Below are 12,246 nucleotides of genomic sequence, written 5' to 3' on the forward strand. Positions count from 1 at the left end.
TCGTGCGCGGCGACGTGCCCGAGACCCTCAAGGACAAGCAGCTCTACACGCTCGACCTCGGCGCGCTCGTGGCCGGCTCGCGCTACCGCGGCGACTTCGAGGAGCGCCTCAAGAAGGTCCTCAAGGAGATCCGCACGCGCGGCGACATCATCCTGTTCATCGACGAGATCCACACCCTCGTCGGGGCGGGTGCGGCCGAGGGCGCGATCGACGCCGCCAGCATCCTCAAGCCCATGCTGGCTCGCGGCGAGCTGCAGACCATCGGGGCGACCACCCTGGAGGAGTACCGCAAGCACGTCGAGAAGGACGCAGCCCTCGAGCGCCGGTTCCAGCCCATCCAGGTCGCCGAGCCGAACCTCCAGCACGCCATCGAGATCCTCAAGGGGCTGCGCGACCGCTACGAGGCGCACCACCGCGTCTCCATCACCGACGGCGCACTCGTGGCCGCCGCGACGCTGGCAGACCGGTACGTCAACGACCGGTTCCTGCCCGACAAGGCGATCGACCTCATCGACGAGGCCGGCGCGCGCCTGCGCATCCGCCGGATGACCGCGCCGCCGGAGCTGCGCGACCTCGACGAGAAGATCGCCGAGGCGCGCCGCGACAAGGAGTCGGCGATCGACGAGCAGGACTTCGAGAAGGCCGCGCGGCTGCGCGACGTCGAGAAGCAGCTCGGCCAGCAGCGCGTCGAGAAGGAGAAGGCCTGGAAGTCCGGGGACCTGGACACCGTGGCCGAGGTCGACGAGGAGCTCATCGCCGAGGTGCTGGCCATGTCCACCGGGATCCCGGTGTTCAAGCTCACCGAGGAGGAGTCCAGCCGGCTGCTCCACATGGAGGACGAGCTCCACAAGCGCGTCGTCGGCCAGGAGGCGGCCATCAAGGCGCTGTCCCAGGCCATCCGCCGCACGCGGGCCGGGCTCAAGGACCCCAAGCGCCCGGGCGGGTCGTTCATCTTCGCCGGCCCCACGGGCGTCGGGAAGACCGAGCTGGCGCGTGCGCTGGCGGAGTTCCTCTTCGGCGACGAGGACGCGCTCATCCAGCTCGACATGAGCGAGTTCTCCGAGAAGCACACCGTCTCGCGGCTGTTCGGCTCGCCCCCCGGCTACGTCGGGTACGACGAGGGCGGTCAGCTCACCGAGAAGGTGCGCCGTCGGCCGTTCTCCGTCGTGCTCTTCGACGAGGTCGAGAAGGCGCACGCGGACATCTTCAACTCGCTGCTGCAGATCCTCGAGGACGGTCGCCTGACCGACTCCCAGGGCCGGGTGGTCGACTTCAAGAACACCGTCATCATCATGACCACCAACCTCGGCACGCGGGACATCGCCAAGGGTCTGCAGACCGGCTTCCAGGCCGGCGGGGACCTGTCGACGTCGTACGAGCGGATGAAGGCGAAGGTCGGCGACGAGCTCAAGCAGCACTTCCGGCCGGAGTTCCTCAACCGGGTCGACGACATCGTCGTCTTCCCGCAGCTGTCGCAGGACGAGATCATCAAGATCGTCGACCTGATGATCGCCAAGCTGGCCCAGCGCCTGCGCGACAAGGACATGGGCATCGAGCTCACGACCGCCGCCAAGCGCCTGCTCTCGGAGAAGGGCTACGACCCCGTGCTCGGGGCCCGGCCGTTGCGCCGTGCCATCCAGCGCGAGATCGAGGACCAGCTCTCGGAGAAGATCCTCTTCGGCGAGCTGCGACCCGGCCAGACGGTGGTCGTCGACGCCGAGGGCGAGGGCCTGCTCGGGGAGTTCATCTTCAGCGGCATCGGCAAGGAGCAGCCGGACCTCGCCGAGGAGCCGGTCGGGGTCGCCGTCTCGTCGATGCCGCCGCTGACCACCACGGAGGACACGCCCGCCGAGGGCTGACCGCCACCCACGACACCGACGGCCGTCCTGCACCGCGCAGGGCGGCCGTCGGTGTCACAGTGGGCGCGTGCCGACCAGCGAGCCCCGCCAGAGCCACCTGCACCGCCTGCCTCGTGCCGCGCCGCGTGACCGGGGTGTCGACCCCGCGGGCATCGCCGCGTTCCTGGCCGACGTCGAACGCAGCGGGCTCGGCCTGCACAGCCTCATGGTGGTGGCCCGCGGTGCGGTGGTCGCCGAGGGCTGGTGGGCGCCCTACGCCGCCGAGCTGCCGCACCAGCTCTTCTCGCTGAGCAAGAGCGTCACCGCCACGGCCGTGGGGTTCGCCGAGGCGGAGGGTCTGCTGTGCCTGGACGACCCGGTGCTCCAGTGGTGCGGGGACCGTGCGCCGAGCGACCCGAGCGCCTACCTGCGCGCGATGCGGATCGAGCACCTGCTCACCATGACGGCGGGGCACGACGTGGACCCGAGCGACGCGGTGTTCGACCGCCAGGACTGGGTCAGGGCCTTCCTCGCGACGCCGGTGGACCATGAGCCCGGGGCGCACTTCGTCTACAACACGGCGGCGACCTACGTGCTGTCGGCGATCGTGCAGCGAGCCAGCGGGCAGCGCCTGGTGGACTACCTGCGACCCCGGCTCCTCGACCCGCTGGGCGTCGTCGGCGCCACGTGGCAGCGGTGCCCGCAGGGTGTGGACACCGGGGGCTTCGGGCTGTCGATGCGCACCGAGGACGTGGCCTGCCTGGGCCAGCTCTACCTCGCGGGCGGCACGTGGGACGGGCGGCAGGTGCTCCCGCCGGGCTGGGTGGAGCGCGCGACGGCGCGGCACGTCCCCAGTGGCGAGGGCGAGGGCGACTGGGACCAGGGCTACGGCTACCAGTTATGGCGGAGCCGGCACGGCTACCGGGGCGACGGCGCGTTCGGCCAGTTCGCGCTCGTGCTGCCGGAGCAGGAGGCCGTGGTCGCGATGACCGCGGGCGAGGGCGACATGGCAGCGATCCTCGACCGGGTGTGGACCCACCTGCGGCCGGCCCTCGACGCGGGGCAGGCGCCCGGAGCCGGGCTCGCGGTTGCGCCCGACCCCGAGCCCGTCGACGTCGACCTGGCCGCGCGCCTCGCGGGGCTGCACGTCCCGTGGCCCGTGGGCGCGCCGGTGACCCGGCCGCTCACCGTGCGTCTGGACGAGAACCCGCTCGGCATCGTGACCGCACACGTCGAGCCGCACCCCGACGGTGCGCGCGTGCGCCTGGCCGGCGCAGTCGCTGTCGACCTCGTCGCCGGCCACCACGCGTGGGTCCGCGGCCGCACCACTGCTCGCCTCGCGGACGACACGAGCGCGTCGGCGGCCCCCGGGGACGCCACGGCGGACGCCACCGCGTCGGTCGCCGCAGCGCCCGCTGCCGCCCAGGCACCTGCAGCCCCCGTCGCCCTCGCCGCGGCGTGGACCTCGCCGAGCACCCTCGAGCTGCGGCTCTGCTGGGTGGACGGCCCGTTCGCCCTGCGGGTCGTGGCGCACCTGGCCCAGGACGCGGTGCCGGTCCCGGTCCGGGTCGACCCGGAGCTCACCGTGGCGTTCGGCCCCACCCGTCTGGCCCAGATGACGGGTGTCGCCGAGATCGGGGTGCACCTCGAGCCGTGAGGCTCAGGAGGTGGGGGTGCCCGGCCCGGCCGGCGTGCGCACGGCCGCCAGCCCCGGCTCGGCTCGACATCGCCGGCGGCAGCGGCGAGGGTGGCCGGGTGCGACTCCTCACCCTCGGCGGGACCGGCTTCCTCTCCGGAGCGGTCGTCGACGCGGCGCTCGCGCGGGGCCACGACGTCGTCGTCGTGCACCGCGGTCTGCGCGGCTCGCCGCCGCCGGGCGTCCGCTCGGTGGTCGCGGACCGCGACGACGCCGCCGGCCTGGCCCGCGCCCTCGGCCCCCTGCTCGTCGGTCCGGGCGCCCCGGACGCCGTCATCGACACGTGCGGCTACACCGTCGCGGGCGCGGCGGCCGCGGCACGGGTGCTCGGCGACGTCCCGCGATACGTCCAGGTGAGCAGCATCAGCGCCTACCGGCACTGGCCGCCGGGCCCGGTGCGCTCGGAGGACGACGAGACGTTCGGCCCGGAGGACGACCTCACCGCGTACGGCCCGATGAAGGCCCAGAGCGAGCTCGTGCTGGGCGCGGCGCTCGGCGCGCGTCTGCTGGCCGTGCGGGCCGGGCTCATCGTCGGCCCGGGGGACCGCACCCGGCGCCTGACCGGATGGCTGCACCGGATCGCCACCCGGCCGCGCGTGGCGGTGCCCGCGGGCCTGGACCAGCCAATCGCCGTCGTCGACGTCCGCGACCTCGCGGGCTGGCTCGTCGAGGCCGCGGGGCGGCCGTGGTCGGGGGCGGTCACCGCCACCGGGCCGGCGGGCATGGCGACGTTCGGCGGGCTGCTCGAGGCGTGCCGGGCGGCGGTGCTCGCGGCGGGCGGCACGGCGGCGACGCTCGTCCCGCTCGCCGACGACGTGCTGCTGGCCGGCGGCGTGCAGCCGTGGTCCGACCTGCCGTTCTGGCTGCCGGCCGACGTCGCGCGCACCGCGTGGGACGTCGACACGCGCCGCGCGCGCGAGCTGGGCCTGCCCACCCGGGCGGTGGAGCTGTCGGTGGCCGACGCCTGGGCCTGGGTGCTCGCGAGCGGGCTCGACCACCCCGACGTGCCAGCGCACGTCGAGGCGCTGGCGCGGTGAGTCAGACCCCGGCGTCGAACCCCAGCTGGCGCCAGGCCTCGTACGTCGCCACCGCCACGCAGTTGGCCAGGTTGAGCGAGCGGCGCCCGGGCAGCATCGGGATGCGCACGTGCGCGGTGACGCGGGGGTGCGCGAGGACCTCGGCCGGCAGCCCGGTGGGCTCGGGGCCGAAGAGCAGCACGTCGTCGTCGGCGTAGGCGACGTCCGCGTACGACGTCGTGGCCTGGGTGGTGAAGGCGAGGACGCGCGCCCCGGGCACGGCGGCCAGCGCGGCCTCGAGGCCCGGGTGCACGACCGTGTGCGCGAGGTCGTGGTAGTCCAGGCCGGCGCGGCGCAGCTTGGGCTCGGACAGGTCGAAGCCCAGCGGCTCGACGAGGTGCAGCGTGGCCCCGGTCGCGGCGGACAGGCGGATCGCGTTGCCGGTGTTCCCGGCGATCCGCGGCTCGAAGAGCATGACGTGGAGCACCCGGGCAGTGTGCCATCCCACCCGCCCGCCGGGTGGGTCGGAGGTAGCGTGAGACGGAGGGGGCCGGGGCGCGACGCACGGTGGAGGAGTCGTCATGCGGGCAGCGACGGAGGGTCGGCGGGCGGAGCCCAGGGGAGGGGTACTGCGAGCCGGGGGGTGCGCCGCGGCGGCCGTTCCCGTGCTCGTCCTCGGGGCGCTCCTGGCGCTCCTGGCGGCCTGCTCGCCGCAGGACGGCCCGGCGACCGCCACCGTGCCCACGGCGAGCGAGACCCCGTCGGCCACCGCGGCACCGACCACGGAGCCCGGCCCCACGGCGAGCCCCACGCCGACCGTCGACCCGCGTCCCGCGCTCGCCGACCTCGTCGTCGCCACGTCCGGCCTCGGCCCGCTGACGCTGGGCATCGACCCGGCCGACAACCCCGGCGCCGCGATGATCGAGTACCGCCCGGACGCCTGCGCCGACGTCGAGGGCGGCGAGACCGGTGGGGACCCGGGCCGCTGGACCGCCTCGGGCTACCCGCTCGACGCCGTCGCGCACGGTGGCGAGGGGCCGGCGTTCGCCGTGGCGGTCGACCCGGTGCGCGGCGTGGTGCGGATCGACGTGCTCGGTGCGAGCCCGCGGACCGCCGGGGGGCTGGGCGTCGGCTCGCTGCTCGAGGAGGTCCAGGCGGCCTACCCGGGCCTCGAGGGCCCGTTCGAGGGCCCGATGTCCCGCTCGTGGTGGGTCGCGGACGGCGCCGGGATCATGGTCTTCGAGACCGAGCTCGACGGCGCCCTCGAGGGCGCAGCAACGGGCCCGGAGCGCGTCGAGCTCATCCACCTGCTCGTCCCGGACGCCGACCCGCGGTTCGGCGCCGTGCACTCCGGGAACGTCGCCGGCGCCTGCTGAGGCTCACCGGCGCACGCTCACCGCTGGCGGCGGCCCTCGGCCCGGTCCCGGATGCCGCGCAGCATCCGCTCCGTCATGACGCCGCTCAGCCAGCTCAGCGGGGGGATGAACCGGCCGGCCCAGCCGGCCTCGTAGGCGTAGCGCTCGCGCGCGACGAGTCGCGAGCCGCCGTCGCCGCTCGGCTCGACCACGAACGCCCAGACGAACCCCGCGGGGCTCGGACCGTCGTCGTCCACCGGGACGGCCCCGCGCAGCACGAGCGCGTGGTCCGGCTCGAGCGCGACGACCTCGAGCGCGACCTGGTCGGCGAGGTGGACGTCGTCGCCCACCGCGAGCCGCTGCCACGCCTCGACGATGCTGTCCGCGCTGTGGATGCGCAGACCCACGAGGTTCTCCAGGGCGTCGTAGGAGTAGAAGCCGCCGCGCCCCTGCCCGATCTGCACCAGCCACGGCCAGACGGCCGCGGGCGGTGCGGCGATCGTGATCGCGCGGGTCGCCACGAGGTCGGCCGGGCCGAGGTCGTCGCCGGGCAGCGCGGCGGCCCGCTCGGCGGCCGTGGCGCCCCAGCCGAGCTGCGCGCGGTGCGCCGCCCTGACCGCGAGGACGAGGGCAGCTGCCGCAGCGGCGGTGGTGGCGGCGGTGATCAGGAGTCGGGTGCGAGCCATGGTCCATCCCACACCGCCCACGGGGCTGCGGCCCGCGACCATGGGCCCGGGCGGCGGTAGCGTGGCGGGCGTGACCACTCCCTTCGTCGCCGCCGACGACCGCTACGCCGCCATGACCTACCGCCGCTGCGGACGCAGCGGCCTGGACCTGCCTGCCCTGTCGCTGGGGCTCTGGCACAACTTCGGCGACACCACGCCGTTCGAGACCCAGCGGGCGGTGCTGCGCCGGGCGTTCGACCTCGGCATCACGCACCTGGACCTGGCCAACAACTACGGCCCGCCCTACGGCTCTGCCGAGGAGAACTTCGGCCGGCACCTGGCCGAGACGTTCCGGCCGTACCGCGACGAGCTCGTCATCTCCACCAAGGCGGGCTACGACATGTGGCCGGGCCCGTACGGCGACGGCGGCTCGCGCAAGTACCTGCTCAGCTCGCTGGACCGGTCGCTGACCCGGATGGGTCTGGAGTACGTCGACATCTTCTACTCCCACCGCCCGGACCCGAGCACCCCGCTCGCCGAGACGATGGGTGCGCTGCACACCGCGGTGACCAGCGGCAAGGCGCTGTACGCCGGCATCTCGAACTACGGGCCGGCCGCGACCCGGAAGGCCGCCGCGATCCTCGCCGACCTCGGCACGCCGCTGCTGATCCATCAGCCGTCGTACTCGATGTTCAACCGGCACGTCGAGCAGGTCGCCGACGGCCAGACCGAGACGCTGCTCGACGCCGTCGGCGACCTCGGCGTCGGCATGATCGTCTTCTCTCCGCTGGCCCAGGGGCTGCTCACCTCGCGCTACCTCGACGGCACCGTGCCGGCCGGCTCGCGCGCCGCCGTCGGGCACTTCCTCAAGCCCGAGCGGCTCTCCGAGACCTACCTCGCGCGTGCCCGCGGCCTGGCGGAGATCGCGGCCGCGCGCGGGCAGTCGCTCGCGCAGCTCGCGCTGACGTGGGTGCTGCGGGACCAGCGCGTGACCTCGGCGGTCATCGGGGCGTCGAGCGTGGCGCAGCTCGAGGACAACGTCGCGGCCCTCACCGCACCGCCGTTGACGGCGGACGAGATCGCGGCGATCGAGGTCCACGCCGTCGACGGGACCGCGCGGTGACCGCGATCGAGCACGAGGCAGGGCGCACCGGCGACGTCGCGTGGGACCGCTACGGCTCGGGCGACGGCGTGCCGCTCGTCGCGCTGCACGGCTGGTCGGACGACGGCGGCTGCTGGGGCCCCCTGGTGCCGGCCTGGGTCCCCGGCCGCACGGTGCTGACGATCGACGCGCGCGGCCACGGCCGCACGCCGCTGCCCGATGCACCGTTCACCATCGCGGCCCTCGCCGCCGACGCCGCGACGGTCGTCCGGGCCGTGCTCGGCCGGCCCGCCGTGGTCATCGGCCACTCGATGGGCGGGCTGGTCGCCGAGGAGCTCGCGCTCACCGCGCCGGAGCTCGTCGCGGAGCTCGTCCTGGAGGACCCGGCGTGGCGCGTGGGCCGGGACCTCGACGAGCTCGGCGTGCCGACGATGCTGCGCGACGGCGTCCGCGCGACGGCGGGGCTGGGCCGCGAGGAGCTCCTCGCCGGCCTCGCGGCCGAGGGCCTCGACTGGCCTGCGGACGAGCTCGAGCCGTGGGCCGCGTCCAAGACCGTCCACGACCCGCGGGTCATCACCGTCCCGCACGTCTGGGACGGCCGGGACTGGGTGGAGTCGCTCGCCGCGCTGCGGATGCCCGTCACGCTGCTCACGGGAGACCCGGCGCGTGGGGCGATCGTCGACGACGAGCAGGTGCGCCGGGCCGGTGAGCTGCTCGGGAGCCTGCTGCACCACGTCCCGCTGCCCGCCGGCCACAACGTGCGCCGCGAGGCCCGCGCCGAGGTGGTCGAGGCCGTCGCCGCCGTCCTGGCGCGCGCCGACGCGTAGTCAGCCGATGTGCTCGCGCCAGGAGTGCGCGGGGACGTACCCGAGCAGGTCGCGCGCACCGTCCACGGCGAGCAGGGTCTCGTAGGTGCCCAGCTCGCGCGTGATCGGCACGTCCGGGAACACCTCGGCCATGAGGTCCGCCGACGGGCGGTCCATGATCGTGTCCGCCGCCGCGACGATGACGTTGTGCGAGCCGGTCGTCGCGGTCTCCAGTCCCAGCCGGAACGCCGCAGCGACGTCGCGCGAGTCGACGTAGCCCCACAGGTTCCAGCGCCGCGAGCGCGCGTCGGCCCAGTAGCCGGGCACGGCCGCGTAGTCCTGCGGGCGGTGGATGTTGCTCAGCCGCAGCCCGACGAAGGGGATGCCGGACCAGCTCGCGACGTGCCGCGCGGTCTCCTCGCCGAGCACCTTCGACAGCGCGTACGTGCTGGTCGGCAGCGGGTAGTGCGCCTCGTCCACGGGCGCGTAGCGCGGTGCGACGTCGAACGGCAGCCCGAGCGTGGTCTCGCTCGAGGCCCAGACGACCTTGCCGAGACCGAGCCGGGCTGCGGCGAGGAAGACGTTGGTGTTCATCGCGGTGTTGCGGTGGATGGTCTCGGGGGCGGTCGCGCGACCGGGGGCCGGGATGTTGCCCAGGTGCACCACCGCGTCGGCCCCGGCCAGCACCTCGACCACCTGCCCGTAGTCGGTGAGGTCCGCCAGCACCACGTCGGTGCCCAGGTCCCCGTCGCCGCCGGCCAGACCGGCCAGGTCCGTGGCCGCCACCGTGTAGCCGTGCGCCAGGAGGTCCGCCACCACCGCGCGCCCGGCCTTGCCGTACGCACCCGTCACCGCGATCGTCGTCATGCCCCCATCGTGCACCCGCGCGCCCACCCCACGGACCGCAGCGGCGCGACGGCCGGGGCAGCACGAGAGCCGGGCACCCGCCCCGGTCGGGGGCGGGTGCCCGGCTCTCGTCGCTCAGGCGTCCACCGGGATCACTCGGTGTCGGCGTCCACCCAGTCGAAGGTCTTCGTGACGGCCTTCTTCCACGTGCGGTACGTCTTCTCCCTGGCCTCGACGTCCATCGACGGGGTCCAGCGCTTGTCCTCGGCCCAGTTGTCGATGACGTCCTGCTCGCCCGTCCAGAAGCCGACGGCGATGCCGGCCGCGTAGGCCGCGCCGAGCGCCGTGGTCTCGGCCACCTGCGGCCGCACCACCGGCACGCCGAGGATGTCCGCCTGGAACTGCATGAGCAGCTCGTTGGCGATCATGCCGCCGTCGACCTTGAGCTCGGTGAGGTCCACGCCCGAGTCGGCGTTCATGGCGTCCAGCACCTCGCGGGTCTGGAAGGCCGTGGCCTCCAGGGCGGCCCGCGCGATGTGGCCCTTGTTGACGTACCGGGTCAGGCCGACGAGCGCGCCGCGCGCGTCGGACCGCCAGTACGGCGCGAAGAGGCCGGAGAACGCCGGCACGAAGTACGCGCCGCCGTTGTCCTCGACCGAGGCCGCGAGGGTCTCGATCTCGGCGGCGGTGGAGATCATGCCCAGGTTGTCCCGCAGCCACTGGATGAGCGACCCCGTCACCGCGATGGAGCCCTCGAGGGCGTACACCGCGGGGGTGTCGCCGATCTTGTAGCAGACGGTGGTGAGCAGGCCGTTCTTGGACTGGATGGGCGTGGTGCCGGTGTTGAGCAGCATGAAGTTGCCCGTGCCGTAGGTGTTCTTGGCGTTGCCCGGCTCGAAGCACGCCTGGCCGAACGTGGCGGCCTGCTGGTCGCCGAGGATGCCCGAGATCGGCACCCCGGGGACCAGACCACCCTGACGGCCCGTGCCGTACACCTCGGACGAGGAGCGGATCTCCGGGAGCATGGACATCGGGATGCCCATCTCGGCGGCGATGTCCGCGTCCCAGGAGAGCGTCTCGAGGTCCATGAGCATGGTCCGCGAGGCGTTGGTGACGTCGGTGACGTGCACGCCGCCGTCGACCCCGCCGGTCATGTTCCACAGCACCCACGCGTCGGTGTTGCCGAACGCGAGCTGGCCGGCCTCGGCCTTGGCGCGGGCGCCCTCGACGTTGTCGAGGATCCAGCGGATCTTCGGGCCGGAGAAGTACGTCGCCAGCGGCAGGCCGACGCGCTCCTTGTAGCGGGTCGCGCCGCCGCCCAGCGCGCCGAGGTCGTCGCAGATCTTCTGCGTGCGGGTGTCCTGCCAGACGATCGCGTTGTAGACGGCCTCACCGGTGGTGCGGTCCCACACGACGGCGGTCTCGCGCTGGTTGGTGATGCCCACCGCGGCGATGTCGAGGTAGGTGAGGTTGGCGCGGGTCAGGGCCAGGCCCACGACCTCGCGGACGCCGTCCCAGATCTCGGCGGGGTCGTGCTCCACCCAGCCGGGCTTGGGGAAGATCTGCTCGTGCTCCTTCTGGCCGGAGGCCACGATGCGCCCGGAGTGGTTGAAGACGATCGCCCGGGAGCTCGTGGTTCCCTGGTCGATGGCAAGGATGTAGTCAGCCATGTCTGTCCTTCACGTCGTTGTGCGGGATGTCGTGCTGGGGTCGAGCTGTCAGGCGAGGGCCGCGGCGAGCAGGCCGGCGATGGCGCCGCCGGTGAGCGGGCCGAGGACGGGGACCCAGGAGTAGCTCCAGTCGCTGGAGCCCTTGCCCTTGATCGGGAGCAGGGCGTGGGCGATGCGGGGGCCGAGGTCACGGGCCGGGTTGATCGCGTAGCCGGTCGGTCCGCCGAGGGACAGGCCGATGCCGACGACGAGCATCGCGACGGCGAGCGGGCCGAGCTGGTTGGGCTGGGCGCCGAAGTTGAGGATGACGAACACCAGGACGAAGGTGCCGATGACCTCGGTGATGAAGTTCCAGCTGTACGAGCGGATCGCGGGGCCCGTGGAGAACACCGCGAGCTTGGTGCCGGCGTCGGCGTCCTCGTCGAAGTGCTTCTTGTAGGCGAGGAAGGCGAGGGTGGCGCCGAGGAAGGCGCCGATGAGCTGGGCCGCGAAGTAGACCATCGTCGAGGCGAACGTCACGGCGACGCCGGCGGCGTACTCCTCCTTGCCGGCGGCCAGGAGGCCGACGGTGACGGCCGGGTTGAGGTGCGCACCGGACTTCGCGGAGACGAAGACGCCGGCGAAGACGGCCAGGCCCCACCCGAACGAGATGACGATCCAGCCGCTGTTGAAGCCCTTGTTCTTGGGCAGGATGACGTTCGCGACGACACCGGCTCCGAGGAGCAGCAGCATCGCGGTACCGACCACCTCCGAGACGAAGACGTCGGAGAGAGACACGTCCATGGACTCCTCATTTCACTCGCGGGACTTCGATGTCACGTGCGCTCCGGGCGAGGGCGCCCGGAGGGTCGGGGTGGCGCGCTCAGGAGGCGAGCGGAGCCAGGGGCGCGACGTCCGTGGCCCGCAGGCGGGTGGCCTCGGCGGTCGCGTCGTCGGTCTCGAACGATGCGGCCTCCTCCGCCTCGCACCGCGCCGTGTAGGACGCGATCTCGGCGGCGCGCTGCTCCGGCGACCAGCCGAGGATGTCGCCGACGATCTCGGTGATCTCCTCGGCGGCACCCAGGCCGCGGTCGCGCTGCTCGTAGGTCAGGCGCGTGCGGTGCACCATGACGTCCTCGAGGTGCAGCACGCCCTCGTGGCTCGCCGCGTAGGCGACCTCGGCGCGCAGGTACGCCGGGGCCCCGGCGAGCGGCCGGCCGAGCGACGGGTCGGCCTCGACCGACTCGACGATCTCGGTGAGCAGCGAGCCGTA

At 73.8% G+C, this 12,246-nt stretch carries 12 protein-coding genes; 6 read left to right on the forward strand and 6 right to left on the reverse strand.

The window, feature by feature from the left end; translation table 11 throughout:
- The 3 genes from PKY62_RS09695 to PKY62_RS09705 form a co-directional block, all read left to right on the forward strand.
- A partial coding sequence (locus tag PKY62_RS09695; protein WP_324536508.1) for an ATP-dependent Clp protease ATP-binding subunit occupies window positions 1–1,859 on the forward strand: 1,859 nt, incomplete at its 5' end.
- A 67-nt stretch (window positions 1,860–1,926) separates the two neighbouring features.
- Window positions 1,927–3,495, forward strand: a complete 1,569-nt coding sequence (locus tag PKY62_RS09700; RefSeq protein WP_324536509.1) for a serine hydrolase domain-containing protein — start codon at window positions 1,927–1,929, stop codon at window positions 3,493–3,495.
- 98 nt (window positions 3,496–3,593) lie between these two features.
- Window positions 3,594–4,571, forward strand: coding sequence for an NAD-dependent epimerase/dehydratase family protein (locus PKY62_RS09705; protein ID WP_324536510.1), 978 nt, complete (start codon window positions 3,594–3,596; stop codon window positions 4,569–4,571).
- 1 nt (window position 4,572) lies between these two features.
- Here the strand turns inward: PKY62_RS09705 and PKY62_RS09710 are convergent, their stop codons facing one another.
- Window positions 4,573–5,037, reverse strand: a complete 465-nt coding sequence (locus PKY62_RS09710; protein ID WP_324536511.1) for a tRNA (cytidine(34)-2'-O)-methyltransferase — start codon at window positions 5,035–5,037, stop codon at window positions 4,573–4,575.
- A 94-nt stretch (window positions 5,038–5,131) separates the two neighbouring features.
- Here PKY62_RS09710 and PKY62_RS09715 point away from each other — a divergent pair, with 94 nt between their 5' ends.
- Complete coding sequence (locus tag PKY62_RS09715) at window positions 5,132–5,926, forward strand: hypothetical protein (protein WP_324536512.1); 795 nt, start codon at window positions 5,132–5,134, stop codon at window positions 5,924–5,926.
- A 17-nt stretch (window positions 5,927–5,943) separates the two neighbouring features.
- Here PKY62_RS09715 and PKY62_RS09720 read toward each other — a convergent pair whose 3' ends face one another.
- Complete coding sequence (locus tag PKY62_RS09720; protein WP_324536513.1) at window positions 5,944–6,591, reverse strand: SRPBCC family protein; 648 nt, start codon at window positions 6,589–6,591, stop codon at window positions 5,944–5,946.
- Window positions 6,592–6,631: 40 nt separating this feature from the next.
- Here PKY62_RS09720 and mgrA point away from each other — a divergent pair, with 40 nt between their 5' ends.
- Window positions 6,632–7,693, forward strand: a complete 1,062-nt coding sequence (gene mgrA, locus PKY62_RS09725; RefSeq protein ID WP_502875828.1) for an L-glyceraldehyde 3-phosphate reductase — start codon at window positions 6,632–6,634, stop codon at window positions 7,691–7,693.
- Complete coding sequence (locus PKY62_RS09730; RefSeq protein WP_324536515.1) at window positions 7,690–8,499, forward strand: alpha/beta fold hydrolase; 810 nt, start codon at window positions 7,690–7,692, stop codon at window positions 8,497–8,499. The genes mgrA and PKY62_RS09730 overlap by 4 nt, the downstream gene beginning before the upstream one ends.
- Here PKY62_RS09730 and PKY62_RS09735 read toward each other — a convergent pair whose 3' ends face one another.
- From PKY62_RS09735 to PKY62_RS09750, 4 genes are all read right to left on the reverse strand, one after another.
- Window positions 8,500–9,345, reverse strand: coding sequence for an NAD-dependent epimerase/dehydratase family protein (locus PKY62_RS09735; RefSeq protein WP_324536516.1), 846 nt, complete (start codon window positions 9,343–9,345; stop codon window positions 8,500–8,502).
- 131 nt (window positions 9,346–9,476) lie between these two features.
- Complete coding sequence (glpK, locus tag PKY62_RS09740; RefSeq protein WP_324536517.1) at window positions 9,477–10,994, reverse strand: glycerol kinase GlpK; 1,518 nt, start codon at window positions 10,992–10,994, stop codon at window positions 9,477–9,479.
- A 48-nt stretch (window positions 10,995–11,042) separates the two neighbouring features.
- Window positions 11,043–11,771 (reverse strand): MIP/aquaporin family protein, encoded by a 729-nt coding sequence (locus tag PKY62_RS09745; RefSeq protein ID WP_324536519.1) that lies wholly within the window; start codon window positions 11,769–11,771, stop codon window positions 11,043–11,045.
- 85 nt (window positions 11,772–11,856) lie between these two features.
- On the reverse strand, window positions 11,857–12,246 hold a 390-nt coding region (locus PKY62_RS09750), incomplete at its 5' end, for a glycerol-3-phosphate dehydrogenase C-terminal domain-containing protein (RefSeq protein WP_324536518.1).

The sequence above is a fragment of the Actinotalea sp. genome (genome assembly GCF_035443605.1).
Lineage (GTDB): Bacteria > Actinomycetota > Actinomycetes > Actinomycetales > Cellulomonadaceae > Actinotalea.